This window comes from Streptococcus sp. CL6.35 (assembly GCF_049737915.1).
Classification (GTDB): Bacteria; Bacillota; Bacilli; order Lactobacillales; family Streptococcaceae; genus Streptococcus.
Genome location: NZ_JBKOTU010000001.1, coordinates 437,184 through 463,087, shown reverse-complemented (window position 1 = coordinate 463,087; position 25,904 = coordinate 437,184). Strand labels below are relative to the sequence as shown.

The 25,904-nt window shown below is 41.0% G+C and carries 21 protein-coding genes and 1 pseudogene; 20 read left to right on the top strand and 2 right to left on the bottom strand.

The window, feature by feature from the left end; all coding sequences use genetic code 11:
* Nucleotides 1-285: 285 nt before the first annotated feature.
* Both ACLNCP_RS02330 and alaS read left to right on the top strand, forming a co-directional pair.
* A pseudogene (locus ACLNCP_RS02330) lies at nt 286-772 on the top strand (LURP-one-related/scramblase family protein).
* Between the two features lie 21 nt (nt 773-793).
* Entirely contained in the window at nt 794-3,412 is a 2,619-nt protein-coding gene (alaS, locus tag ACLNCP_RS02325) for an alanine--tRNA ligase (protein WP_424843986.1), read from the top strand.
* Nucleotides 3,413-3,501: 89 nt separating this feature from the next.
* Here alaS and ACLNCP_RS02320 read toward each other — a convergent pair whose 3' ends face one another.
* The gene (locus ACLNCP_RS02320) at nt 3,502-4,956 is read right to left on the bottom strand and encodes an alpha-amylase (RefSeq protein WP_024056990.1); all 1,455 of its coding nucleotides are present in this window, start codon (nt 4,954-4,956) and stop codon (nt 3,502-3,504) included.
* Between the two features lie 177 nt (nt 4,957-5,133).
* On the opposite strand from ACLNCP_RS02320, the gene ACLNCP_RS02315 reads away from it, so the two are divergent.
* A complete protein-coding gene (locus ACLNCP_RS02315) occupies nt 5,134-5,883 on the top strand; it encodes an ABC transporter ATP-binding protein (protein ID WP_424843985.1) in 750 nt (249 codons plus the stop codon).
* Nucleotides 5,864-7,498: a hypothetical protein gene (locus ACLNCP_RS02310; protein WP_261065445.1), complete on the top strand. Its 1,635-nt coding sequence runs from the start codon at nt 5,864-5,866 to the stop codon at nt 7,496-7,498. Before ACLNCP_RS02315 ends, ACLNCP_RS02310 begins: the two co-directional genes overlap by 20 nt.
* A 568-nt stretch (nt 7,499-8,066) precedes the next feature.
* Here the strand turns inward: ACLNCP_RS02310 and ACLNCP_RS02305 are convergent.
* Complete coding sequence (locus tag ACLNCP_RS02305) at nt 8,067-10,184, bottom strand: LTA synthase family protein (RefSeq protein WP_424843999.1); 2,118 nt, start codon at nt 10,182-10,184, stop codon at nt 8,067-8,069.
* A gap of 149 nt (nt 10,185-10,333) precedes the next feature.
* On the opposite strand from ACLNCP_RS02305, the gene ACLNCP_RS02300 reads away from it, so the two are divergent.
* The 16 genes from ACLNCP_RS02300 to ACLNCP_RS02225 all read left to right on the top strand — a co-directional run bounded on the left by ACLNCP_RS02300 (nt 10,334) and on the right by ACLNCP_RS02225 (nt 25,892).
* Nucleotides 10,334-11,497, top strand: a complete 1,164-nt coding sequence (locus ACLNCP_RS02300; RefSeq protein WP_043901595.1) for a class I SAM-dependent methyltransferase — start codon at nt 10,334-10,336, stop codon at nt 11,495-11,497.
* A complete protein-coding gene (gene aroD, locus ACLNCP_RS02295) occupies nt 11,494-12,171 on the top strand; it encodes a type I 3-dehydroquinate dehydratase (RefSeq protein WP_424843984.1) in 678 nt (225 codons plus the stop codon). Before ACLNCP_RS02300 ends, aroD begins: the two co-directional genes overlap by 4 nt.
* Nucleotides 12,161-13,015: a shikimate dehydrogenase gene (locus ACLNCP_RS02290; RefSeq protein WP_424843983.1), complete on the top strand. Its 855-nt coding sequence runs from the start codon at nt 12,161-12,163 to the stop codon at nt 13,013-13,015. Before aroD ends, ACLNCP_RS02290 begins: the two co-directional genes overlap by 11 nt.
* 18 nt (nt 13,016-13,033) lie before the next feature.
* Nucleotides 13,034-14,101 carry a 3-dehydroquinate synthase gene (aroB, locus tag ACLNCP_RS02285; RefSeq protein WP_261184412.1) on the top strand — a complete coding sequence of 356 codons (1,068 nt, stop codon included), beginning with the start codon at nt 13,034-13,036 and terminating at the stop codon, nt 14,099-14,101.
* Between the two features lie 9 nt (nt 14,102-14,110).
* Nucleotides 14,111-15,277, top strand: coding sequence for a chorismate synthase (gene aroC, locus ACLNCP_RS02280; RefSeq protein ID WP_424843982.1), 1,167 nt, complete (start codon nt 14,111-14,113; stop codon nt 15,275-15,277).
* Between the two features lie 9 nt (nt 15,278-15,286).
* A complete protein-coding gene (locus tag ACLNCP_RS02275) occupies nt 15,287-16,390 on the top strand; it encodes a prephenate dehydrogenase (RefSeq protein ID WP_424843981.1) in 1,104 nt (367 codons plus the stop codon).
* Nucleotides 16,391-16,400: 10 nt separating this feature from the next.
* A complete protein-coding gene (locus ACLNCP_RS02270) occupies nt 16,401-16,739 on the top strand; it encodes a YlbF/YmcA family competence regulator (RefSeq protein ID WP_064276487.1) in 339 nt (112 codons plus the stop codon).
* Between the two features lie 345 nt (nt 16,740-17,084).
* Entirely contained in the window at nt 17,085-17,654 is a 570-nt protein-coding gene (locus tag ACLNCP_RS02265; RefSeq protein ID WP_023946360.1) for a LemA family protein, read from the top strand.
* Between the two features lie 18 nt (nt 17,655-17,672).
* Nucleotides 17,673-18,815, top strand: coding sequence for a TPM domain-containing protein (locus ACLNCP_RS02260; protein WP_023946362.1), 1,143 nt, complete (start codon nt 17,673-17,675; stop codon nt 18,813-18,815).
* A 120-nt stretch (nt 18,816-18,935) separates the two neighbouring features.
* Nucleotides 18,936-20,219 (top strand): 3-phosphoshikimate 1-carboxyvinyltransferase, encoded by a 1,284-nt coding sequence (gene aroA / locus ACLNCP_RS02255; protein ID WP_424843980.1) that lies wholly within the window; start codon nt 18,936-18,938, stop codon nt 20,217-20,219.
* Complete coding sequence (locus ACLNCP_RS02250) at nt 20,212-20,688, top strand: shikimate kinase (protein WP_265475749.1); 477 nt, start codon at nt 20,212-20,214, stop codon at nt 20,686-20,688. Before aroA ends, ACLNCP_RS02250 begins: the two co-directional genes overlap by 8 nt.
* On the top strand, nt 20,685-21,533 hold the full coding sequence (gene pheA / locus ACLNCP_RS02245) for a prephenate dehydratase (RefSeq protein ID WP_265475748.1): 849 nt from the start codon (nt 20,685-20,687) through the stop codon (nt 21,531-21,533). The genes ACLNCP_RS02250 and pheA overlap by 4 nt, the downstream gene beginning before the upstream one ends.
* Entirely contained in the window at nt 21,530-22,840 is a 1,311-nt protein-coding gene (locus ACLNCP_RS02240) for an LCP family protein (RefSeq protein WP_265475747.1), read from the top strand. Before pheA ends, ACLNCP_RS02240 begins: the two co-directional genes overlap by 4 nt.
* Nucleotides 22,841-22,965: 125 nt before the next feature.
* On the top strand, nt 22,966-23,811 hold the full coding sequence (locus ACLNCP_RS02235; protein WP_153198761.1) for a LicD family protein: 846 nt from the start codon (nt 22,966-22,968) through the stop codon (nt 23,809-23,811).
* Entirely contained in the window at nt 23,801-24,904 is a 1,104-nt protein-coding gene (locus ACLNCP_RS02230) for a glycosyltransferase (protein WP_424843979.1), read from the top strand. Before ACLNCP_RS02235 ends, ACLNCP_RS02230 begins: the two co-directional genes overlap by 11 nt.
* Before the next feature lies 1 nt (nt 24,905).
* On the top strand, nt 24,906-25,892 hold the full coding sequence (locus ACLNCP_RS02225) for a glycosyltransferase family 2 protein (RefSeq protein WP_424843978.1): 987 nt from the start codon (nt 24,906-24,908) through the stop codon (nt 25,890-25,892).
* Nucleotides 25,893-25,904: the final 12 nt, after the last annotated feature.

Sequence of the window (25,904 nt, the reverse complement as noted above, 5' to 3'; positions counted from 1 at the left end):
AAATTTTTAAAAGGTCTTCACTCCTACCTCACTACTATTAGTTAAGATGATTTCCAGTTGACGCAAGCTTAAAAAAACGATATAATAAGAAAGTTGAGATTTGATTTTCAGTTGTCTTAGTCCAGAGAAATGGCGGTGCTGCGAGCCATCTAAGCTAGAAAGTCATGCTACTCAATCATACAATTGCATAAGAATAAGAGAATGACAAGTTCATTGAATGAAGGTGGTACCGCGGTTTTTCGCCCTTCGTGATATGAGCTTGTCTTTTAATTTTTGGAGGTGTTGATGAAAACATTTCTTGTCAAACAAAAGTTTCGTCTTGGAGGCGAACGCTTCGCTATCAAGGATGACAGGGGAGAAATCGCCTATCAGGTAGAGGGATCATTTTTTTAAGATTCCCAAAACTTTTACCATCTATGATGTTAATGGTGAACAAGTCAGTCAGATTAGTAAAGAAATCTTGACCTTGCTTCCTCGTTTTGAGATTCAGCTTCGGGATGGCTCGAGTTTTGTCATTCGCAAGAAGTTGACCTTCTGGCGAGATAAGTATGAGTTTGATAATCTAGGTCTTCGTATCGAGGGCAATATCTGGGATTTGAATTTCAAATTGCTGGATGATCGCGATCAGCTGATTGCGGAAATTAAGAAGGAACTCTTCCATCTGACCTCTACCTATAACGTAACGGTCCTTGAGGACGCTTATGCAGACCTAGTCATTTCCCTCTGTGTCGCGATTGACTATGTGGAGATGCTGGAAAGCCAATCACATTAAACAAGTAAATAAGGAGACAATATGAAACAACTATCTAGTGCACAAGTACGCCAAATGTGGCTTGACTTCTGGGCAACCAAAGGTCACTCTGTAGAACCATCAGTGAGTTTGGTTCCTGTAAATGACCCAACACTTTTGTGGATCAACTCTGGGGTAGCAACCCTTAAGAAATACTTTGATGGGACTATTATCCCAGAGAATCCACGTATTACCAATGCGCAAAAGGCGATCCGTACCAATGACATCGAGAACGTAGGGAAGACTGCACGTCACCATACTATGTTTGAAATGTTGGGGAACTTCTCTATCGGTGATTACTTCCGAGACGAAGCGATCACTTGGGCTTATGAGCTTTTGACAAGCCCTGAATGGTTTGACTTACCAGCTGAGAAACTTTACATGACTTACTATCCAGATGATAAAGATTCTTACAACCGTTGGATTGAAGTGGGAGTGGACCCAAGCCACTTAATTCCAATCGAAGATAACTTTTGGGAAATCGGTGCTGGGCCTTCTGGACCTGATACAGAAATTTTCTTTGACCGAGGAGAAGCTTTTGACCCAGAAAATATAGGTCTTCGCCTTCTTGCAGAAGATATCGAAAACGACCGTTACATTGAAATCTGGAACATCGTTTTGTCACAATTTAACGCAGATCCTGCTGTTCCTCGTAGCGAATACAAGGAATTGCCACACAAGAACATTGATACGGGCGCTGGTTTGGAGCGTTTGGTGGCCGTTATCCAAGGGGCTAAGACCAACTTTGAAACGGACCTCTTCATGCCAATCATTCGTGAAGTGGAGAAATTGTCTGGTAAGGTTTATGACCAAGATGGCGACAACATGAGCTTTAAGGTCATCGCAGACCACATCCGTTCCCTTTCATTTGCCATCGGTGATGGTGCCCTTCCAGGAAATGAAGGTCGTGGTTATGTCCTTCGTCGTCTTCTCCGTCGTGCTTCTATGCATGGTCAAAAATTGGGAATCAACGAGCCTTTTCTTTACAAACTCGTCCCAACCGTTGGAAAAATCATGGAAAGCTACTACCCAGAAGTGCTTGAAAAACGTGAATTTATCGAAAAAATCGTTAAGAGCGAAGAAGAATCATTTGCTCGAACCCTTCACTCAGGTCAACACTTTGCCCAAGGCATTGTAGCTGACTTGAAAGAAAAAGGTCAGTCTGTCATTGCTGGTTCAGATGTTTTCAAACTCTATGACACTTATGGATTCCCAGTTGAATTGACTGAAGAAATCGCTGAAGAAGCTGGGATGACTGTAGACCGTGAAGGTTTTGAAGTAGCCATGAAAGAACAACAAGAACGTGCGCGTGCCTCAGCTGTTAAGGGTGGCTCAATGGGTATGCAAAATGAAACTCTTCAAAACATCACTGTAGAAAGTGTCTTCAACTACAATGCTAGCCAATTGCCTTCTAAATTAGTGGCTATCGTAGCGGACAATGCAGAAGTAGAAGCTGTATCAGAAGGAACTGCCTCTCTTATCTTTGCGGAAACGCCATTCTATGCTGAAATGGGTGGACAGGTCGCTGACCACGGACAAATCTTGGATGAGTCAGGTAAGGTTGTGGCTACTGTGACAAATGTTCAAAAAGCACCAAACGGACAAGCTCTTCATATAGTTGAAGTCCTTGCACCACTTACCTTGAACCAAGAATATACCTTGGCAATCGATACTAATCGTCGTCACCGTGTTATGAAAAACCACACTGCGACTCACTTGCTTCACGCTGCCCTTCATAATATCCTTGGAAACCACGCAACACAAGCAGGATCTCTTAACGAAGTTGAATTCCTTCGCTTTGACTTTACACACTTCCAAGCAGTAACTGCAGAAGAATTGCGTGCGATTGAACAGCAAGTCAACGAAAAAATCTGGGAAGCTCTTGAAGTGAAGACAGTTAAAACGGATATTGACACTGCTAAAGAAATGGGTGCTATGGCTCTCTTTGGTGAGAAATACGGCAAAGAAGTCCGTGTTGTTACTATTGGTGACTACTCTATCGAGCTTTGTGGTGGTACTCACGTTGGTAACACTTCTGAGATTGGCCTCTTCAAGATTGTCAAAGAAGAAGGTATCGGATCAGGAACTCGCCGTATCTTGGCAGTGACTGGTAAGGAAGCCTTTGAAGCCTACCGTGAACAAGAGGACGCTCTTAAAGCTGTCGCAGCAACCTTGAAAGCACCTCAACTTAAAGAAGTACCTCACAAGGTAGAAGGACTTCAAGAACAACTTCGTCAATTGCAAAAAGAAAATGCTGAGTTGAAAGAAAAAGCCACAGCTGCAGCCGCAGGCGATATCTTCAAGGATGTGAAGGAAGTCAATGGTCACCGTTACATTGCTAGCCAAGTATCTGTATCTGATGCTGGTGCTCTTCGTACTTTTGCGGATAACTGGAAACAAAAAGACTACTCTGATCTTCTTGTCCTAGTTGCCGCTATTGGTGATAAAGTCAATGTCCTTGTAGCAAGCAAGACAAAAGACCTTCATGCAGGAAACCTTGTCAAAGAATTAGCACCAATCGTCGATGGACGTGGTGGTGGTAAACCAGACATGGCCATGGCAGGAGGAAGCAACCAAGCTAAGATCCAAGAATTGTTGGATGCAGTAGCAGGTAAATTGTAAGAAAATAAAGATCTATCCATTTGGGTAGGTCTTTTTGTGAATAGAAAAAAGCCAAATCTGATTGGATCTGGCTTTATAATCAATGGCAATTAGATTGTATTGGCAGTCCAGACACTTACCGAAGCAGCTGAGACTGGAAATTGTCCATAACCTTCCTCATCAATTGTAACTTGACCTTGGTGGTTTTCAAGTAAATCTACAAAGGTTTGGTTAGCCCATTCTTGGCCGACAAACATTGACTTGCTGTTTTCTTGGTCATTTGAGATAAGAACTGCGATTGGGGATTGATGTTCAGCACCTGAACGTACCCAACCGATACAGTTAGGATCATCAAAGTAGTCTGTTTGCTCTCCATAGGCCAAATCTTTTCGGATGGCTAGGAGGCGGTCAAGGCCTTCTTTGAAATCTTGTTGAGCATACTGCCCTGAAATCCCATAGTAGTCTCCGTAAAAGACACATGGAAGGCCGTCTTGGCGTAATAGAATGAGGGCATAGGCTGCTGGTTTGAACCATTCTTTAACAGTAGATTCAAGAGCCTGACCACGTTGGGTATCGTGGTTGTCGACAAAGGTTACAGCCTTGTAAGGTTTGAGCTCAACCAAGCTATCTGTGAAAATACCACGAAGATCATAGTTTGCGCCAGCTTGACTGGCTTCAAAGAGATTCTGGTGGAGACGAACATCGACAAGGTCAAAGCGTTCTTCCGTTTTTTCAAGATAGTCCAGATTGGCTTCCTTGTCAGGATTCCAGAATTCACCAAAAACATAGAAATCCTCACCGTATTTTTCCTTCATATCGCGGATGAAATTGCGCATAAAGAAAGAATCGATATGTTTGACGGCATCCAAGCGGAAACCAGCTACACCAGTTGTTTCCATGAACCAGTCAGCCCAGTCATAGATATTTTGGATGACTTCAGGATGTTTAAAGTCTAGGTCGGCATACATGAGGTAGTCGTAGTTACCGTTTTCATTATCGACCAATTCCTCATTTGCCCAACCCTTGTTGTCTCCTTGAATCAGATAAATCCCAGACTTTCGGCGTTTGGCATCATAGTCTGTACCAGTGAAGTGGTACCAGTGCCAGTGGAAGTCATTGTAGGTATCTTGGCGACCATCGAAGGTAAAGCTAGTCCAGCCATTGATGGTGAAGGGTTCCCCAAGTTCAACTGTACGGTCTACAGGATCCACTTCAATAACCTGAAAGGCTTCCATGTGATCAGCAGCAGCCTTGTGATTGAGCACCACATCGGCCATAGGTTGAATTCCCTGTGCTTTTAGAGCTTGAATGGCTTGAAGATAGTCTTCTTTGAAACCATACTTGGTGCGGACAGTACCTTTTTGATTAAACTCGCCTAGGTCGAATAAGTCATAGACCCCATAGCCGACATCTTTTTCATTGGTAGCCTTGAAGGCTGGTGGCATCCAGACATGGCTGATACCGAGATCAGCTAGGTGTGGAGCATCTTCAGCCAGATGCGTCCAGTGCTGACCGTCGTGGGGCAGATACCATTCAAAGTATTGCATGAGTGTTTGATTTTGCATGATGTTTCCTCTTACTTGTCAATCTTGTTCTTTATTCTATCATAAAGTATTGCTTAGCTCAAACGTTTGCGTAAAACTGAATAATAAGTTTTTGACTATTTTATATAAAATGTTGATTTTTAAAATGAAAGCGCTATAATTATAGTAAATTACATAGATAAAGAGAGGAGATTTCTCATGATTGAATTTCAAAATGTTAGTAAGTTGTATGGTGATAAAGAGGCCTTGAGCAATCTCAATCTGCAGATTGAAAATGGAGAGATTATGGGCTTGATTGGCCATAATGGTGCTGGGAAATCGACCACCATAAAATCCTTAGTCAGTATTATTTCACCCAGCAGTGGTCGTATTTTGGTAGACGGTCAGGAGTTATCTGAAAATCGCTTGGCTATTAAACGAAAGATTGGCTACGTAGCAGACTCGCCTGACTTATTTTTACGCTTAACGGCCAATGAATTTTGGGAATTGATTGCCTCATCCTATGAGCTAACTAGCTCTGACTTGGAGGCTAGTCTAGCTAGGCTATTGAAAATTTTTGATTTTGCTGAAAACCGCTATCAGGTCATTGAAACTTTTTCTCACGGAATGCGTCAGAAAGTCTTTGTCATCGGGGCACTCTTGTCTGATCCTGATATTTGGGTCTTGGACGAACCCTTGACTGGTTTAGATCCCCAGGCTGCCTTTGATTTGAAGCAAATGATGAAGGAACATGCACAAAAAGGCAAGACTGTCTTGTTTTCAACCCATGTCCTAGAGGTAGCCGAGCAAGTCTGTGATCGGATTGCTATTTTGAAAAAAGGGCATTTGATTTATTGTGGTAGCGTAGAGGACTTGAGAAAAGACCACCCAGACCAGTCTTTGGAAAGTATCTACCTTAGTCTTGCTGGTAGAAAAGAGGAGGTTGCGGATGCGTCTCAAGGTCATTAAAAAATTAGTTGATATCAATATCCTCTATTCATCTCAAGAAGCTAATCTGGCTAACCTACGAAAGAAGCAAGCTAAAAATCCTGGGAAAAAAGTAAATGTTTCCGCTAGAGTCCTAGGTTCTTACATTTTTTCCAGTCTCTTGATGCTCATCATGTTTATAAATATAGCCAATCATTTTCCTTTTGATGAAATGCCTGTTTATTTTAGTTTTATGGTTGCTATTTTACTAGTGATTGCCTTTTCAACTTCTTTAACTGCCTTTTACAATGTCTTTTATGAGAGTAAGGACTTGGTATCGTATAGGCCTTATGCCTTTAAAGAATCAGAGATTATAATTGCTAAAGGACTGTCTGTCCTCTTGCCAGCTCTGCCTGGAATTGTACCAATCCTAGCTTATTTTCTAGTCCTCTACATTAGGCTAGCACCTTCTCTTTGGCTTGGCTTGCCTTTGATGCTACTGTCCTTGACCTTATTATTTGTCTCTGTTACTTTAGTGATGGTAGTGGCAGTACATTTCTTGGCTCAGACTACGGTCTTCAGAAAGTATCAGTCTATTTTTTCGAATGTGATGATTGGGATAGGAGTTCTCATACCTTTAATATTTGTCTTCTTTCTACAGTCGACTTCTGGACGTATTGTTGACAAAGTTAGAGACATTCCATTTCTCCTTTATCCTATTCATCTCTTTTACAAAATAGCAGTGGGGCCTTTTTCGACAGAAGCCATCCTGGGTCTGCTCGCTTGGATAGGGCTAACTCTCTTCTTGCTTTACTTGAGTAAAAAGAAGGTTTTTCCTCGTTTTTATGACGTGATTCTGCTTAACAGTGAGGAGAAGGTCAAAAAAGAACGTCGCAGTAAGGAGGGGCTTTCAACTACTAAAAAGGGCTTTTTCCGTATGGTTTTACGCTACCACCTCACCCTTTTGGGACAGGGGACTGGCGTGATTACAGTGCTTTTTACAAGTGCTTTCCTTCCTTATCTCATGATGATCGGTCTGATTTCCAACATCCGAGATTCTCAGATAGTTCCAGACATTCATCCTCCATACTGGTTACCCTTGTTTTTTATAGCTCTCTTTCTAGCTGTTGTCAATAACAATATCACCAGCCTGCATTCAATTGCCTTATCCTTGGAGAGGGAAAATGTTGATTTTCTGAAGAGTTTACCCTTTGACTTTGCTCGTTATGTGAAAGTAAAATTTTGGATTATATTTGCTGTCCAGTCCTTTTTACCAGTTCTGACTTTGCTTGGTCTTTCTCTTTATTTAGGCTTGCCCATCCTTTCGATGATTTACCTTCTTGTAGTCTGGACCCTTGCCAGTGTCATCCTTTCTTGCTACCATTACTTTAAGGACGTTAAAAATTTGTCAACCAATTGGAGTAACATTACGGACTTGGTGAACCGTTCAAATCGTATAGTAGCAATTGTTTTGATTTTGGTTTATAGTGCAATCTTAATGGCCCTTGTAATAGGGAGCTTATTCTTGGTTCAGTCTCTCGCCCCTGTCCTTGCCATCAGCTTGGGAGTAGGAGTTCTTATCCTCTTGCTAGCTCTTGCTATTTTTGGCTATCATTACTACCTGTCACGTATATTGACAGAAATAGAAAAAAGATGAGCTAGTTGGTCGTTTGCTTGATAAATTCAATTCGACAAACGCTTTTATAGTTTGTTAGAATGTAGTTGTAAATGATTAAGATTGGTAATTAAAAATATAGGGAGGAATGTTTTGAATAAGAAATGTAATATAGTTCTATTATTGTTGTTTATAGTTTATTTATTTGGATATTTTTCAATTTCAAAAACGTTAATTCCTATAATGTGTGTGATCCAAGTGTTTTTGATAGAACATATATTTAGAGTTCGAAATAGAATTATGCAGATAGGTGAAATTTTAATTATTGTTGCTTCTATAATATTATTTATTGATAGTATATTGAGTTTGTAACAAAAGGCTTTTCTATAAAATCAAATTTTCCAGATATCTACTGAAGCTGATTTATCTTCTCTCTATGACTTCTCAACTTTATTCTATTATCTTTGTCACTAAATTTGACAGACACATATTACTGATACAGCCTATCTATCTACAATATCATAGTAAATTTGAGGCTAGTTTCTTCATTGATTTTCGTTGAATTTTATTTTATAAAAAGAAATGCTCCTCCACGATGGAAGAGCATTTTTTATTGTGATTTTGATTCGGTTTCTGCCGACTCTGGATGGAGTTCTTGGTAACTTGGTGCCTTGAAAAGGTCAGTACTGGTCTTACCTTGTCGTTTGCTAAAGAGGCTAGTTGACTGACTTCCCTTTTCCTGCTCAATCTTTTGCAGAATTGGCAAGGAATTGAGGTAAGAAATACTTTCTGTATCAACTTTTCCAAGATGATCTGCTTGGTAGAAACGTATTAAATCACCAGTTTGAATCTGGTCGCTGATTTTTAGCTGTTGGCTGGCTGCCTGCCGAACGATTTCTAGTTCAGTCTGAGCTTGTTCATCAAGATTACTGATTTCAAGACCGCTTTCAGTATAGTAGGTTCGTCCGTCGTAGCTAGTATATTTGGGTGTGACGAAGGAATTAGCAGTTCGAAAGGCAACGATTTCTTGGTGGTCTGGTGATAGGAGGTCTTGGCCGACTTGAAGGAAGGAGTTGGACTCAATACCAAGGAGGTGTTCGAGAGTCGGTAAGATATCGATTTGTCCACCGTAGGTATTGATGATTTGTCCCTTTTCATAGCCAGGCATGACCACCATAAAAGGCACTCGTTGCAACATGGCATTGTCGTAATTCGACCAGTTCTCAGAAGTCTTTCCAATCAAGGGTGCCAGATCAGGATTTCGGGAGTTGGAAATTCCATAATGGTCTCCGTAGATGACGATGATGGATTTTTCATAGAGGCCACTTTCTTTGAGATAGTCAAAGAAGGCCTTGATAGCACTATCTAGATAGTTAGCTGTTTGGAAGTAGCCATTGATGGTTTCATCTTTGGTTTTAGCCAGTGGGAAACCAAGCTCATCGCCTGTTAGATTGCTAGCATAGGGATAGTGATTGGACACCGTGATATACTTGGCATAAAAAGGCTGCTGCAAGTGCTCTAGATATTGGATAGAATCTTTCATCATGATTTTATCATTTAAACCATATTGGAAAGAATTGCTACTGTCTTGCTTGGTAAAATAGGAAGCATCAAAGAAGTATTGGTAGCCCCACTGTTTATAGGTCGTATTTCGATTCCAGAAGGTCCCGATATTACCGTGAAAGACAGCACTCGATTGATAGCCATTTTTTGTTAGGATAAAAGGCGCTGCCTGCTGGGTATTGGTACCTCCATAGTTGACCATAAAGGAACCTTGGTCAAGTCCAAACAAACCGGTCTCTAGCATGGTTTCTGCATCTGAGGTTTTACCAGCCTTGACTTGGTTAAAGATATTCGAAAAGGCTAGGGTTGCTTGCGAATGGTAGAGTGAATTTAGGAAGGGAGTGACTTCATGCTCAGTTCCATCTATGTTGAGTTTATAGTCAAGTAGGAACTGCTGAAAACTCTCCAAGTGGAGATAAATCACATTTTTCCCTTTGGCCAAGCCAAAATAGTCTGGATTAGGCTTAGCAGCATGTTCTTGAATATAGTCTGTGATAGGTTGAAGATCAGTCTCAGAGGCCTTGGCACGTTCTTTGTTGGCACTGTAGGATTGGTTGGCACTATAGCCTAAAAAGGCTGGCAAACTAAGGGCGCGGACAACATAATAATTAGAAAATCCTCGCGATAGGAGATCGGGACGTTCGATTTCAGCCAAGAAAAGATTAGCAGAAAAGAGCAGGGCTGAGAGAGCAGTGATAGCAACACTGGAGCGGAATTTGAAAGGTCTCCTGTCCAGCTGGATGATCTTTTTATAGAGAAGATAAGCCAGCAGTGGGAAATCCATAAAATAGATAAAATCCCAAAAGCGCAGTAACTCTAGTTCCGCAGTACCAACAGATACCTTGCTGACCACTTTCATGGTATTGGCCGTGATAAAGTCACTAAATTCTCGATAGTAAAAGATATTGGAATAAAGCCAAATGAACAAAAGGCTATAAATAGCTATACTCAGGCCATAAAAGATCTTGGTTGACCGAGCATAGAGGGCTAGAGCCAGCAGGAGCAATCCCAAGGGAAGGGGATTGAAAAAAGCGATAAAGGCAAGGTAATTCCCTTGCAGCTTGCCCACTTGAATATCTAAATTAAAGTCAACGGTATAGGCTAATAAGGTTTTGAGCCAATAGAGGATTAAAAGGGTTAGGACAAAACCCAGTCTGGTACCCATGGCTTCTTGGATTTTGTTAAAATTGATTCTCACACAATTACTTCCTAAGTTTTTATTAGTATTAGTATACCATTTTTTAAAACTAGAGTAAAAAAGCAAGGGTAGTTTCTTTTTTGAGAATTGTCATAAAATTTGCTATAATAGTGACTATGAATAGAATAAGAGTCAGTAAAAGGGTTGAAAAGAAGCTCGCTAAAGGACTAGTTTTACTAGAAGCTAGCGATCTTGCAGATGTTCATCTCAAGGATCAGGAAGTAGAAGTTCATAGTCAAGATGGAAATTTTCTTGGAACTGCCTACCTTTCCCAACAGAACAAGGGCTTGGGCTGGTTTGTCAGCACAGACAAGGTGACCTTCAATCAAGCTTTCTTTGAAACGCTGTTTAGACAAGCTAAAGAAAAGAGAAGTGCCTACTATCAAGACGAATTGACAACTGCCTTTCGTCTCTTCAACCAAGAGGGAGATGGTTTTGGCGGTCTGACAGTGGACCTTTATGGCGACTATGCTGTCTTTTCTTGGTATAACTCTTATGTTTATCAGATTCGCAAGGTTATCTCAGAAGCTTTTAGACAGGTTTTTCCTGAGGTGTTAGGGACCTATGAGAAGATCCGCTTTAAGGGTTTGGACTATGAATCTGCCCATATTTATGGCCAAGAAGCACCTGATTTTTTCACTGTTCTGGAAAATGGTGTCTTGTATCAAGTCTTTATGAACGATGGCTTGATGACAGGGATTTTCCTAGACCAGCATGAAGTTCGCGGTAGTTTAGTGGATGGATTGGCTATGGGCAAATCTTTGCTCAACATGTTTTCTTATACAGCAGCCTTTTCAGTAGCTGCGGCCATGGGAGGAGCAAGCCAGACTACTTCGGTTGACCTAGCTAAACGTTCACGAGAATTGTCTCAAGCACATTTTCAGGCAAATGGAATCAGCACAGACGACCATCGTTTTATAGTCATGGATGTCTTTGAGTATTTCAAGTATGCTAAGCGAAAAGGCTTGACTTATGATGTGATTGTCCTAGATCCGCCTAGCTTTGCTCGGAACAAAAAACAAACGTTCTCTGTGGCCAAGGATTATCACAAGTTGATTTCCCAGAGTCTTGAGATTTTAAATCCGGACGGTATTATCATTGCCAGCACCAATGCTGCCAATGTATCCCGCCAGAAATTTACAGAACAAATTGATAAAGGCTTTGCAGGAAGAAGTTACCAGATTTTAAACAAATACGGTCTTCCAGCAGATTTCGCCTATAATAAAAAAGATGAAAGTAGTAATTACCTCAAGGTGATTAGTATGAAGGTTAGTAAATGAAATTAATCGTTTCAGTAATGCCAAGAAGTTTAGAGGAAGCTCAGGCTCTGGATGCCACGAGGTATCTGGATGCCGACATCATTGAATGGCGTGCCGACTATCTGCCTAAGGAAGCGATTTTGCAGGTGGCTCCAGCTATTTTTGAAAAATTCGCAGGCCGTGAGTTGGTTTTCACGCTGCGAACTCGCGCTGAAGGGGGAGAAATTGATCTTTCTCCAGAAGAATATATCCATCTAATCAAGGAAGTGGCGCAACTCTATCAACCAGACTATATTGATTTTGAGTATTACAGCTACAAGGATGTTTTTGAGGAAATGCTGGACTTCCCAAATCTCATTTTGAGTTACCACAATTTCCAAGAAACACCTGAAAACATGATGGAAATCTTGTCAGAGTTGACGAGCCTAAATCCAAAACTTGTTAAGGTTGCGGTGATGGCTCACACGGAGCAGGATGTGCTAGACTTAATGAACTATACACGAGGCTTTAAAACCCTCAATCCTGAGCAGGAATATGTGACCATTTCTATGGGCAAGGTGGGCAAGGTCTCTCGTATCACTGCGGATATGACAGGTTCGAGCTGGTCCTTTGCTAGTCTAGATGAGGCCAGTGCCCCAGGTCAGATTTCCCTAGCTAATATGAAAAAAATTTGGGAGATTTTGGATGAAGCTTGATGGCTATACACGTTTAGCTGCCGTTGTTGCCAATCCTATTAAGCATTCTATTTCCCCATTTATTCACAATAGCGCCTTTGAGGCGACAGCTACCAATGGTGCTTACGTGGCTTGGGAGATTGAAGCGGGTGACTTGGCAGAAACAGTGGCCAATATTCGTCGCTACCAGATGTTTGGCATCAACCTGTCCATGCCCTATAAGGAGCAGGTGATTTCTTATTTGGATGAATTGAGCGATGAAGCGCGCTTGATTGGTGCGGTTAATACTGTTGTCAATGAGAATGGCAATTTAATTGGATATAATACAGATGGCAAGGGATTTTTTAAGAGCTTGCCTTCTTTTACAATTTCAGGTAAAAAGATGACCCTGCTTGGTGCAGGTGGTGCGGCTAAATCAATCTTGGCACAGGCTATTTTGGATGGTGTCAGTCAGATTTCAGTCTTTGTTCGTTCAGTTTCCATGGAAAAAACAAGACCATACCTAGACAAGTTACAGGAGCAGACAGGTTTTAAGGTGGACTTGTATGCTTTAGAAGATGTTCCTGAACTGCAAGCAAGGATTGCTGGGTCGGATTTACTGGTCAATGCAACAAGTGTAGGGATGGATGGTCAATCATCTCCAGTTCCTGAAAACATTGTCCTATCAGAAACTCTTTTAGTAGCAGATATCATTTACCAACCCTTTGAAACACCATTTTTGAAATGGGCCAGAAGTCAGGGGAATCCAGTTGTCAATGGTCTGGGAATGTTGCTCTATCAAGCTGCAGAGGCTTTTCAACTGTGGACAGGCAAGGGAATGCCAACAGAAGAGATTTGGCAGTCTTTAACAGAAAAATACCAATAAAGAAAAGGAGACTCTCCTATGAAAATCAGAATCGATATTCCTCATCATCCTTATGATATTCAGATTGAAAAAGGCTGTCTGGCTCAGGCTGGTCAATGGTTGCGAGAACTCTGGCAACCACAAAAGGTAGTCATTGTTACAGATAACCATGTAGCTTCTCTTTATGCAGAGAAGGTCAAGCTCAGCCTAGAAGATGCTGGTTTTCAGGTAGCAGTTTTTGACTTTTTAGAAGGGGAAGAAAGAAAGAATTTAACCACTGTCCAGAAAGTCTATGAATTTTTAGTCAAGCAAGGTCTGACTCGTAGCGATGGAATCGTGGCTCTTGGTGGCGGTGTCGTTGGGGACCTGGCTGGTTTTGTAGCCTCTACCTATATGAGGGGCATTCATTTTGTTCAGATACCGACTAGCTTGACAGCTCAGGTTGATTCTTCTATCGGCGGAAAGACAGGCGTTAACACTCCATTTGCTAAGAATATGGTGGGCACCTTTGCCCAACCAGATGGGGTTCTGATTGACCCACTTGTCCTTGAAACCCTCGGAAAAAGAGAGTTGATTGAAGGAATGGGTGAGGTCATCAAGTATGGCTTGATTGAGGATCCAGTACTTTGGGTTCTCTTGACGGAGCTAGATGGTTCTGTGGAGAGCATTCTGGAACATGCGGATACTTTGATTGAACATTCTTGTCAGGTTAAGCGCAAGATGGTGGTTGAGGATGAGCTGGACAATGGTGTACGCCTTTACCTCAATTTTGGGCACACCATTGGTCATGCCATTGAAGCAACGGCCGGTTATGGCAAGGTCATGCATGGAGAAGCTGTGGCCATGGGTATGGTACAGATTTCCAAGGTTGCTGAGGAAAAAGGTCTCATGCCAGTTGGCATAACTCAGTCTATTACAGCTATGTGTCAGAAATTTGGCTTGCCTGTTGACTATGAAAACTGGGATGTTGACAAGCTTCATCAGGCTTTGACTCATGACAAGAAGGCGCGTGGCAATACCTTGAAATTGGTCTTGGTGCCAGAGCTTGGTTCAGCGACTATTCACCCAGTTTCTCTAGAAGAGATGAAAGACTACTTGGTAAAATAAGGAGAGTGTATGAGATATTTAACTGCAGGAGAATCACACGGCCCCCGTCTGACAGCTATCATTGAGGGAATTCCAGCTGGACTTCCTTTGACAGCTGAGGATATCAATGAGGATTTGAAACGTCGTCAGGGTGGATACGGCCGCGGTGGTCGTATGAAGATTGAGAGCGACCAAGTTATCTTTACTTCGGGTGTTCGCCATGGGAGGACTACTGGGGCTCCCATTACCATGGATGTCATCAATAAAGACCACCAAAAATGGCTGGATATCATGTCTGTGGAGGACATTGAAGACCGCCTTAAAAGCAAACGGAAAATCACCCATCCACGTCCAGGTCATGCCGACTTGGTTGGGGGGATCAAGTACCGTTTTGACGATTTGAGAAATTCTTTGGAGCGCTCATCAGCTCGTGAAACCACCATGCGGGTGGCAGTTGGGGCAGTAGCCAAACGCCTATTGGCTGAGCTGGATATGGAGATTGCAAACCATGTCGTAGTCTTTGGTGGTAAGGAAATTGATGTTCCTGAGAATCTCACAGTTGCTGAGATTAAGGAAAGAGCTGTCCAGTCTGAAGTTTCTATTGTTAACCAAGAACGAGAACAAGAAATCAAGGATTATATTGACCAAATCAAACGTGACGGTGATACCATTGGTGGGGTTGTGGAGACAGTCGTTGGAGGTGTTCCAGTTGGTCTTGGTTCCTATGTCCAATGGGACAGAAAATTAGATGCCAGACTTGCCCAAGCAGTTGTCTCTATCAATGCCTTTAAAGGAGTGGAATTTGGTCTTGGCTTTGAAGCTGGTTATCGTAAAGGCAGCCAGGTAATGGATGAAATTCTCTGGTCTGAAGAAGACGGTTATACCCGCCGTACCAATAATTTAGGTGGTTTCGAAGGTGGTATGACTAATGGGCAACCGATCGTTGTTCGTGGAGTTATGAAACCTATTCCTACTCTTTATAAGCCTCTTATGAGTGTGGATATCGAAACCCACGAACCTTATAAGGCAACCGTGGAGAGAAGTGATCCGACCGCTCTTCCAGCAGCCGGTGTGGTCATGGAAGCCGTTGTGGCAACGGTTCTGGCACAAGAAATCCTTGAAAAATTCTCATCAGACAATCTAGAGGAATTAAAAGAAGCGGTAGCCAAACACCGAGACTATACAAAGAACTATTAAGGAGTTCCTATGGCAAAAACAGTCTATATCGCAGGTCTTGGTTTGATCGGTGCCTCGATGGCACTTGGTATCAAACGCGATCATCCAGATTATGAAATTTTAGGTTATAATCGCAGTCAAGCTTCGAGAGATATTGCCTTGAAAGAAGGCATGATTGACCGTGCAACGGATGATTTTGCTAGTTTTGCTCCTTTGGCAGATATCATTATTCTCAGTTTGCCAATCAAACAAACCATTGCTTTCATTAAGGAGTTGGCCGACTTGGACTTGAAAGAAGGCGTGATTATTTCAGATGCCGGTTCGACCAAGTCAGCTATTGTGGATGCGGCGGAGCAATATTTGGCTGGCAAGTCTGTTCGTTTTGTCGGGGCCCATCCCATGGCTGGTAGTCACAAGACAGGGGCTGCCTCTGCGGATGTCAATCTCTTTGAAAATGCCTATTATATCTTCACACCTTCAAGCCTGACAAGTCAGGACACGCTTGATGAAATGAAGGATCTGCTTTCAGGTCTTCATGCCCGTTTTATCGAGATTGATGCCAAGGAGCACGATCGAGTGACTTCTCAGATTAGCCATTTTCCTCATATTCTGGCTTCCAGTCTCATGGAGCAGACCGCGGTTTATGCTCAAGAACATGAGATGGCAAGGCGATTTGCGGCCGGTGGTTTTCGAGATATGACTCGAATTGCAGAAAGCGAGCCGGGTATGTGGACCTCCATTCTCTTGTCCAATCGTGAAACTATTCTGGATCGAATTGCGGATTTTAAGGAACGTTTAGAAGCGGTTGGACAAGCCATCAGCAAGGGAGATGAAGAGCAAATCTGGAATTTTTTCAACCAAGCGCGTGAGCAACGTCAGGCTATGGAAATCCATAAGCGTGGTGGTGTGGATAGCTCTTATGACCTCTATGTTGACGTTCCCGATGAAGAAAACGTCATCTTGAGGATTTTGGAACTACTACGTGGAACTTCCTTGGTTAATATTCACATCAATGAGGAAAACCGTGAAGATATTCACGGGATCCTACAAATTTCATTTAAAAACGCTCAAGACTTGGAACGAGCTGAGCACCTCATAACAGAAAAAACAGACTATACAGTCGTCATCAAATAAGGAGAAAATTATGTCAAATATTTACGATAGTGCAAATGAACTCAGTCGCGGTCTACGCGAATTACCAGAATACAAGGCTGTTAAAGCAGCTAAAGATGCGATTGCAGCAGATGCTGAGGCAAGCAAAATCTTTACAGAATATGTTACTTTCCAAGAGGAAATTCAAAGACTAGCGCAGACAGGTCAAATGCCAGACGCTTCCTTCCAAGCGAAGATGGAAGGCTTTGGTAAGCAGATTCAAGGAAATAGCCTCTTGTCAGAATTCTTTACTAAGCAACAACAATTGGCAATTTACCTTTCTGACATTGAAAAAATTGTTTTCGAACCAGTTTCAGAATTGCTAAAATAAGAACATTATTTTGTTCATTACTTATAGGTATTTTCTTAATCGTATGATTATTATTGGTAACTACTGTATAAGCTAGAGCTATTAGAATGGTCTGTTTAATAATAATTGTGGGGATGAATGTCTTTACTAATAAACAAAATACAAAACAAATTAAATAGGCTATTGAAAATCATAACTATAATACAAAATGAATTTGAAAGTTTATAACTGTTATTTTCTACTTCAATTGATAAGTTAGAAATTGTTGATGAGATAATAAATATAGAAACAATTATGAAAGAGAATGAAATTTTTATTATCGATAAATAGTAGATAAATGATGAACAATAGAAAATAGGAAAAAATATGTCAAAAAAATTAATTGCTCTAATCGGAGTTCCTGTAGGAATTATCTTCATCAGTATTATAGTGTTGACAGGTTCGTACAATAGTCTTGTCAGCAAAGATGAATCTGTGAAACAAGCTAACTCGAAGATTGAAGTGGCACTTCAACGTAGAGCTGACTTAATTCCAAATGTTGTAAATTCTGTAAAAGGATATATGAAGCACGAAGAAGACATCTTTACAAAGATTGCGGATGCTCGTTCTAAGATTGGCTCAGGAAATACAGAAACAAAAAATGAAGGGGAGAGCGAATTAACTTCTGCCATTTCTCGATTGCTAGTTGTTCAAGAAAATTATCCGGAGTTAAAAGCTGATACACAAGTGTCTTCTCTAATTTCAGAGCTTGAGGGAACTGAAAATCGTTTGTTTGTCGCTCGTAAAGATTATAACGATACTGCAACAGAATATAATAAGACCATTAGACGTTTTCCTACTAGTGTGATAGCTAGTTTGTTTGGTTTCCAAAGAGCTGAGTTAATTGAAGCAGAGAAAGATGCAAAGGTTGTCCCTAAAGTCAATTTAACTGATTAGTCTTGTGGGGTATCTTCTATGAAAAAGTTACTTATACTCTTAATTACCCCTTTATTCTTTTTTATGCCTATTGTTGCGGCTAATATAGCTGTTCCAGATCGTCCTTTAAATGGTATTTACGATCCTAACGGTTATTTAACCACTAGTGTTGCAGAAACGTTAGAGAGTATGAATGCTGGAAGTGAAACCCAAGTGGGTATTTATATTGTAGATACTCTGGACGGCTCCAGTATTGAAGAGGTAGCCAATGAGGTTGCACGCAAATGGAAAGTTGGGAAACAAGATTCCAACAGTGGAATTTTAATTGCTATTGCTATAAAGGATAGGAAGTTCCGTATTGAAACATCCAACGAAGCAGCAATTTGGCTTACTGACTCTAAGGCCAGTTCCTTACTAAATGATTCTAAACCGTACATGAAAGAAGGGAAATATACTGATGCCCTTAACAAAATTCTAGTAGGCATTTCTAAAGCGGAGTCTAGAAAAGCTGAAATCATAAACAAGAAGGAAAATAATCGACTTCCAAAAAGCTATGAAAAATCATTAAAAAATAATGAAGGCTTTAGTAAGTACTTCGATTACATTCCGTTTCCGATATTGTTCTATCTGTTGTTCTTTCTTTTACTAAGTTTAGCAACGTGGATCAAGTACTTAAAAAGATGCCGCTTTTCTAAGTATGAGTACGAGGGAAAAGGTAAGCTGTATCCAGATTTTCCTGACTTTGTACCTAATGATACGTGGACTGAAGAACGTAAATCTGACTATAAAAAAAATAAGCGTTTAATTAGGTCTCAATATCAGTACGAAGGATATAACAAACTCTATCCAGACTCAAAAGGTTTTCTCCCTAATGACACTTGGACTACATTACTTATAGAAGCATACTACGCAGAAGTTGAAAGAAAGCACCTAGATAGGCTTAATCGCTCTCAATACTCTTATAATGGGAAGGGGAAACTCTATCCAAACGATAAAGATTTTGTGAGGAATGCTTCTTGGACTTCCGAGCTCACAAAAAGCTACTATGCTTTACAAAGAGTACAGTCAAGTTCTTATGGTGGATCAGATTCATATGATTCTGGTAGTTCTAGTTCATCTTGGTCTTCAGATGATTGGGGTGGCGGTGGATTTGATGGTGGTGGTTCTTCAGATAGTTGGTAAATTGAAAATGAAAAGAATTGCTAAAATAAGAAAATAACTATCATAAAGTCAGAAATTTTTAAGGAATTTCTGGCTTTTTATGATAAAATAGGTAAAAGTATTGCAAGTATGAGGTCCAGTATGAAACTAAAAACAAACATTAGCCACTTACATGGCAGTATCCGAGTTCCAGGTGATAAGTCTATTAGTCATCGTTCCATTATCTTTGGAAGTTTGGCTGAGGGTGAGACCAAGGTTTATGATATTCTGCGTGGCGAAGACGTTCTTTCGACCATGCAGGTTTTTCGTGACCTTGGTGTTGAAATTGAGGACAAAGATGGGGTTATTACTATTCAAGGTGTAGGCATGGATGGATTAAAAGCGCCGCAAAATGCCCTTGATATGGGAAATTCTGGAACCTCGATTCGTCTGATTTCAGGTGTTCTTGCTGGTGCAGACTTTGAAGTAGAAATGTTTGGAGATGACAGTCTTTCCAAACGTCCTATGGACCGTGTGACGATTCCGCTGAAAAAAATGGGTGTTAACATTTCAGGGCAAACTGAGCGAGACTTGCCTCCTTTGCGTTTAAAAGGGACGAAAATCCTAAGACCTATTCAATATGAGTTGCCAATTGCCTCTGCCCAAGTCAAGTCAGCCTTGATGTTTGCGGCCCTGCAGGCTCAGGGAGAGTCCGTAATTATCGAAAAAGAGTGCACCCGTAATCATACTGAAGATATGTTGCAACAATTTGGTGGCCATTTAAGTGTGGAGGGCAAAAAAATCACAGTCCAAGGACCACAAAAATTGACAGGACAAAAGGTGGTTGTTCCAGGAGATATTTCCAGTGCAGCCTTTTGGTTGGTCGCAGGTTTGATTGTTCCAAACTCTCGTGTGGTGCTTAAAAATGTGGGCATCAACGAAACGCGTACAGGTATCATTGATGTCATTCGCGCCATGGGTGGAAAACTAGAAATAACTGAAATTGATCCAGTTGCTAAATCTGCTACTTTGACTGTTGAGTCTTCTGACTTGAAAGGAACAGAGATTGGTGGTGCCTTGATTCCACGCTTGATTGATGAATTGCCCATTATTGCTCTTCTTGCGACCCAAGCTCAAGGTGTAACAGTTATTAAGGATGCTGAGGAACTTAAGGTTAAGGAAACAGATCGCATTCAGGTTGTGGCAGACGCCTTAAATAGTATGGGAGCAGATATTACTCCTACGGCAGATGGAATGATTATCAAAGGGAAGTCAGCCCTTCACGGTGCTAGAGTCAATACGTTTGGGGACCACCGTATCGGCATGATGACGGCTATCGCGGCCCTCTTGGTTGCAGATGGAGAAGTGGAGCTTGACCGTGCTGAAGCCATCAATACCAGCTATCCTAGCTTCTTTGATGATTTGGAGAGCTTGATTCATGGCTAAGATATTACTAGGATTTATGGGGGCTGGCAAATCGACTATTGCAAGAGGCTTGGACCCTAATTACCTTGATATGGATGATCTGATAGAGAAGCGCTTAGGCATGTCTATTGCGGAATTTTTCTCCGAAATGGGAGAAGAAGCCTTTCGTCAGGTAGAGTCTGAAGTCCTAGCTGAGTTACTACAAAGAGACAAAGTTGTGTCAACTGGTGGAGGAGTAGTCATTTCTCAGAAAAATCGCGACTTACTCAAAACCAATTCTGATAATATCTATCTGAAAGCTGATTTTGAAACCCTCTACCAACGCATATCAGCTGATAAGGACAATCAGCGTCCGCTTTTTCTAAATAATAGCAAGGAAGAATTAGCAGCTATTTTTCAAGAAAGACAGGCTTGGTATGAGGAAGTGGCCAGTCGGGTTTTGGATGTGACCAAGTTAAGCCCAGAGGAAATTATAGAGGAACTGAGATGAAAATTGCTTATCTAGGTCCCAAGGGATCATTTTCACACCATGTTGTGCAGACAGCTTTTCCTCAGGAGGAATTGCAGGCCTTTGCCAATATTACAGATGTCATCAAGGCCTATGAGCAAGGATTAGTGGACTATTCTGTGGTGCCAGTTGAAAATTCTATTGAGGGTAGTGTTCATGAAACCTTGGACTACCTTTTTCATCAGGCTCGCATTCAAGCAGTTGCAGAAATCGTTCAGCCTATTCATCAGCAGTTGATGGTGATTCCAGGTCATACTAAGATTGAAAAGATTTTTTCACATCCACAGGCCTTGGCTCAAGGAAAGAAATTCATCGATGAACAATATCCAGAGGCCCAAATCGAGGTAACAGCTAGTACAGCTTATGCGGCCCGTTTTATTTCCGAACATCCAGACCAGCCTTATGCAGCCATTGCACCAAGAAGTTCTGCTGAAGAATATGGTTTAGAACTGATTGCTGAAGATATTCAAGAAATGGAAGCTAATTTCACACGTTTCTGGGTTTTGGGAGCTGAAGGTGCAGCCATTCCTTTGCAAGCAGAAACTGAAAAAATGAGTTTGGCCTTGACCTTACCGGACAACCTTCCCGGTGCCCTCTACAAGGCTCTTTCGACCTTTGCTTGGAGAGGAATTGACCTGACAAAAATTGAAAGTCGTCCACTCAAGACAGCACTGGGCGAATACTTTTTCATTATCGATGTGGATTATGCCGATAAGAATCTGGTCCACTTTGCCCAAAAAGAATTAGAAGCGATTGGAATCCAGTATAAAGTACTGGGTGCCTATCCTATTTATCCAATATCAGACCATGGAAAGGAGAGAAGATGAGCAAAGAAAATCCTTTAAGCCATCACGAGCAGTTGCGTTATGACTATCTTTTTAAGAACATTCATTACCTCAATGAGCGAGAGAAAAAGGAGTTTGCTTACTTGCAAGGTAAGTTAAATATGGCTAGCAGTAGTGAAGCTTCTCCAGAAATTTATAATGAAAATCACGATATGGAAGAGTTTTTCAGGGAACCAGTCAATCAGTCTCCTCTTCCATCCTATGGTAACCGAAGTCGTGCAAAAAAATATCAGAAAAGTCATTCTCTTTCAAAGGTTAAGTCCAAAAAACGTAAGATTCGTTGGGGGCGCATTTTTGCAGGATTACTTGCTCTTCTAGCCTGTGTCGGTTTTGGCATGATTTTTATGTTCCTAAAAGGTTATTCAAATGCGGATCCAACCAAACCTGCCAATGCTAAGGCAGCTCAAGTAGAAGTTTTTCATGGTCAAGATACCAAGGATGGGGTCAATATTTTGATTATGGGAACGGATGGACGGATTGGCCAAAATAGTGCTGAGACGCGAACGGATTCTATTATGGTACTAAATGTTGGTGGCTCAGATAAGAAAATTAAGCTGGTCAGCTTCATGCGTGATAATTTGGTTTATATAGACGGTTATAGCCAAGTCATTAACGGTAGAAAACAATCCGATAATAAATTGAATGTGGCCTATGAACTAGGGGAACAAGAAGGCCAAAAAGGGGCAGAAATGGTTCGCCAAGTATTGAAAGATAATTTTGACTTGGATATTAAATATTACGCTTTGGTAGATTTTCAGGCCTTCGCAACCGCTATTGACACTCTATTTCCTGATGGTGTGACGATTGATGCCAAATTCTCAACCTTAGAAGGTCAACCTTTAACCGAAGCTACAGTCGGAGATGATTTACATGCTACGGAAACAGAGTCACCAACCCAGACTATCAAAGTTGGGAAACAGCAGATGAACGGTTCGACCTTGCTAAATTATGCTCGCTTCCGTGATGATGACGAAGGTGATTATGGTCGTACCAAGAGACAACAGCAAGTGTTGACAGCTGTTCTACAACAACTCAAGGATCCAACCAAACTCTTTACTGGATCAGAAGCACTTGGTAAGGTCTTTGGGATGACCTCTACGAATGTTCCGTATAGTTTCCTACTGACCAATGGTTTATCCTTCCTAGATGGAGCGCAAAATGGCATTGAGAGATTAACAGTTCCAGAACTAGGTGATTGGGTCGATGCCTATGATGTCTATGGAGGACAGGCACTCTTAGTAGACCAAAATAAATATCAAACCAAGCTAGCTCAAATGGGAATGAGATAAGTTAAGACAGAAAAATCAAAGTTTGAAGGCTATTTATCTAGCAGTCAGGCTTTGATTTTTTACAGTCTGCAATAGATTTTCATCCCTTATTTGTGGTATAATGAAACGATACGATAGAAAGAATAATGAACAATATGACTGATTTAAAAGCAATTCAGGCTCGTAGTCTGGAGATGGCTGAATATTTTGTGGCCTTTTGTAAAGAACATGATTTGCTCTGTTATCTCTGTGGAGGAGGTGCTATTGGTGCCCTTCGAAACAAGGGCTTTATTCCTTGGGATGACGATCTAGACTTTTTTATGCCCCGTAAAGATTATGAGAAATTAGCAGAATTATGGCCTCGTTATGCAGATGAGCGTTATTTCTTGTCAAAGAGTAATAAGGATTTTGTCGACCGCAATCTTTTTATTACCATTCGTGACAAGGAAACCACCTGTATCAAACCTTATCAGCAGGATTTGGATTTGCCACATGGTCTGGCCTTGGATGTTTTGCCTTTGGATTATTATCCTAAAAATCCATCTGAGCGGAAAAAGCAGGTTCGCTGGGCTTTGATCTATTCACTCTTTTGTGCCCAAACTATTCCAGAAAAGCATGGTGCACTTATGAAATGGGGAAGTCGCATTCTACTCGGTTTGACGCCAAAAGCTCTTCGTTATCGCATTTGGAAAAAAGCTGAAAAAGAAATGACCAAGTATGGTCTAGCTGAGAGCGATGGAATCACGGAGTTATGCTCAGGGCCTGGCTACATGAGAAATAAGTACCAAATCGCATCCTTTGAAGATAATCTCTTCTTGCCATTTGAAGAGACAGAGATGCCCATCCCAGTTGGCTACGATGCCTATCTCAGCACTGCTTTTGGAGACTACATGACACCTCCACCAGCAGACAAGCAGCTACCACATCATGATGCTGTCATCGCTGATATGGATAAGTCTTATACAGAATACAAGGGAGAATATGGTGGCTAAGAAAAAAATCTTATTTTTTATGTGGTCTTTTTCTCTCGGGGGTGGTGCAGAAAAGATTCTATCTACCATTGTTTCAAATCTAGATCCAGAAAAGTATGATATTGATATTCTTGAAATGGAACATTTTGATAAGGGATACGAATCTGTTCCTAAGCATGTACGCATTTTAAAATCCCTTCAGGATTATCGCCAATCCAGATGGATTCGAGCTCTTTTGTGGAGAATGAGAATTTATTTTCCAAGATTGACACGTCGCATACTGGTGAAAGATGACTATGATGTTGAAGTTTCCTTTACCATTATGAATCCTCCACTTTTGTTCTCTAAAAGAAAAGAAGTCAAGAAAATCTCTTGGATTCATGGAAGTATCGAAGAATTTATTAAGGATAGCTCCAAAAGAGAATCACATAGACGCCAGTTGGATGCTGCGGATACCATTGTAGGAATTTCAAAAAAGACCAGTCATTCTATCAAGGAAGTCTATCCAGACTATGCTTCGAAATTACAGACGGTCTACAATGGTTATGATTTTAAGACTATTCTAGAAAAATCTCAAGAGAAGATCGATATCGAGATTGCTCCTCAAAGTATCTGTACCATTGGACGGATTGAGGAAAATAAGGGTTCTGACCGTGTGGTGGAAGTGATACGATTATTACACCGAGAGGGAAGAAACTATCATCTCTATTTTATCGGGGCTGGTGATATGGAAGAGGAACTGAAAAAACGAGTCAAAGAGTATGAGCTTGAAGACTATGTACATTTCCTTGGTTATCAAAAAAATCCTTATCAGTATTTGTCTCAGATGAAAGTTCTCTTGTCTATGTCTAAACAAGAAGGTTTTCCTGGAGTGTATGTGGAGGCCTTGAGTCTGGGACTTCCTTTTGTATCTACGGATGTTGGAGGTGCTGAGGAATTATCCCAAGAAGGACGATTTGGACAAATCATTGAGAGCAATCAAGAGGCAGCTCAGGCAATTACGAACTACATGATATCTGCCTCAAACTTCGATGTCAATGAGGCTAGTCAATTTATTCAACAATTTACAATTGCCAAACAAATCGAACAAGTAGAAAAACTATTAGAGGAGTAGCATGGAAACTGCATTAATTAGTGTGATTGTGCCAGTCTATAATGTGGCGCAGTACCTAGAAAAATCGATAGCTTCCATTCAGAAGCAGACCTATAAAAATCTGGAAATCATTCTTGTTGATGATGGAGCAACGGATGAAAGTGGTCGCTTGTGTGATTCAATCGCTGAACAAGATGATAGGGTGTCAGTGCTTCATAAAAAGAATGAAGGCTTGTCACAAGCGCGAAACGATGGAATGAAGCAGGCTCATGGGGATTATCTGATTTTTATTGACTCAGATGATTATATCCATCCGGAAATGATTCAGAGCTTATATGAGCAATTAATTCAAGAAGATGCGGATGTTTCGAGCTGTGGTGTTATGAATGTCTATGCTAATGATGAAAGTCCACAGTCAGCCAATCAGGATGACTATTTTGTCTGTGATTCCCAAACATTTCTGAGGGAATACCTCATAGGTGAAAAAATACCTGGAACGATCTGCAATAAGCTAGTCAAGAGAGAGATTGCAACTGCCCTATCCTTTCCAAAGGGATTGATTTATGAAGATGCTTATTATCATTTTGATTTAATCAAGTTGGCTAAGAAGTACGTTGTTAATACCAAACCCTATTATTACTATTTCCATAGAGGGGATAGTATTACGACTAAACCCTATGCAGAGAAGGATTTAGCCTATATTGATATCTACCAAAAGTTTTACAATGAAGTTGTGAAAAACTATCCGGATTTGAAAGAGGTTGCTTTTTTCAGATTGGCCTATGCCTACTTTTTTATTCTGGATAAGATGTTACTAGATGATCAGTATAAACAGTTTGAAGCCTATTCCCAGATTCATCGTTTTTTAAAAGGCCATGCCTTTGCTATTGCTAGGAATCCAATTTTCCGTAAGGGGAGAAGAATTAGTGCTTTGGCTCTATTCATAAATATTTCCTTATACCGATTCTTATTACTAAAAAATATTGAAAAATCTAAAAAATTACATTAGAACGGGGGTGAG

Coding starts and splice junctions, on each gene's coding strand:
- ACLNCP_RS02300 (WP_043901595.1), top strand. CDS start 10,334: ATGAATAGAATAAGAGTCAGTAAAAGGGTTGAAAAGAAGCTCGCTAAA.
- ACLNCP_RS02320 (WP_024056990.1), bottom strand. CDS start 4,956: ATGCAAAATCAAACACTCATGCAATACTTTGAATGGTATCTGCCCCAC.
- ACLNCP_RS02225 (WP_424843978.1), top strand. CDS start 24,906: ATGGAAACTGCATTAATTAGTGTGATTGTGCCAGTCTATAATGTGGCG.
- ACLNCP_RS02270 (WP_064276487.1), top strand. CDS start 16,401: ATGTCAAATATTTACGATAGTGCAAATGAACTCAGTCGCGGTCTACGC.
- aroB (WP_261184412.1), top strand. CDS start 13,034: ATGAAAATCAGAATCGATATTCCTCATCATCCTTATGATATTCAGATT.
- ACLNCP_RS02230 (WP_424843979.1), top strand. CDS start 23,801: ATGGTGGCTAAGAAAAAAATCTTATTTTTTATGTGGTCTTTTTCTCTC.
- ACLNCP_RS02235 (WP_153198761.1), top strand. CDS start 22,966: ATGAACAATATGACTGATTTAAAAGCAATTCAGGCTCGTAGTCTGGAG.
- alaS (WP_424843986.1), top strand. CDS start 794: ATGAAACAACTATCTAGTGCACAAGTACGCCAAATGTGGCTTGACTTC.
- ACLNCP_RS02240 (WP_265475747.1), top strand. CDS start 21,530: ATGAGCAAAGAAAATCCTTTAAGCCATCACGAGCAGTTGCGTTATGAC.
- ACLNCP_RS02310 (WP_261065445.1), top strand. CDS start 5,864: ATGCGTCTCAAGGTCATTAAAAAATTAGTTGATATCAATATCCTCTAT.
- aroA (WP_424843980.1), top strand. CDS start 18,936: ATGAAACTAAAAACAAACATTAGCCACTTACATGGCAGTATCCGAGTT.
- aroD (WP_424843984.1), top strand. CDS start 11,494: ATGAAATTAATCGTTTCAGTAATGCCAAGAAGTTTAGAGGAAGCTCAG.
- ACLNCP_RS02275 (WP_424843981.1), top strand. CDS start 15,287: ATGGCAAAAACAGTCTATATCGCAGGTCTTGGTTTGATCGGTGCCTCG.
- pheA (WP_265475748.1), top strand. CDS start 20,685: ATGAAAATTGCTTATCTAGGTCCCAAGGGATCATTTTCACACCATGTT.
- ACLNCP_RS02290 (WP_424843983.1), top strand. CDS start 12,161: ATGAAGCTTGATGGCTATACACGTTTAGCTGCCGTTGTTGCCAATCCT.
- aroC (WP_424843982.1), top strand. CDS start 14,111: ATGAGATATTTAACTGCAGGAGAATCACACGGCCCCCGTCTGACAGCT.
- ACLNCP_RS02315 (WP_424843985.1), top strand. CDS start 5,134: ATGATTGAATTTCAAAATGTTAGTAAGTTGTATGGTGATAAAGAGGCC.
- ACLNCP_RS02260 (WP_023946362.1), top strand. CDS start 17,673: ATGAAAAAGTTACTTATACTCTTAATTACCCCTTTATTCTTTTTTATG.
- ACLNCP_RS02305 (WP_424843999.1), bottom strand. CDS start 10,184: ATGGGTACCAGACTGGGTTTTGTCCTAACCCTTTTAATCCTCTATTGG.
- ACLNCP_RS02265 (WP_023946360.1), top strand. CDS start 17,085: ATGTCAAAAAAATTAATTGCTCTAATCGGAGTTCCTGTAGGAATTATC.
- ACLNCP_RS02250 (WP_265475749.1), top strand. CDS start 20,212: ATGGCTAAGATATTACTAGGATTTATGGGGGCTGGCAAATCGACTATT.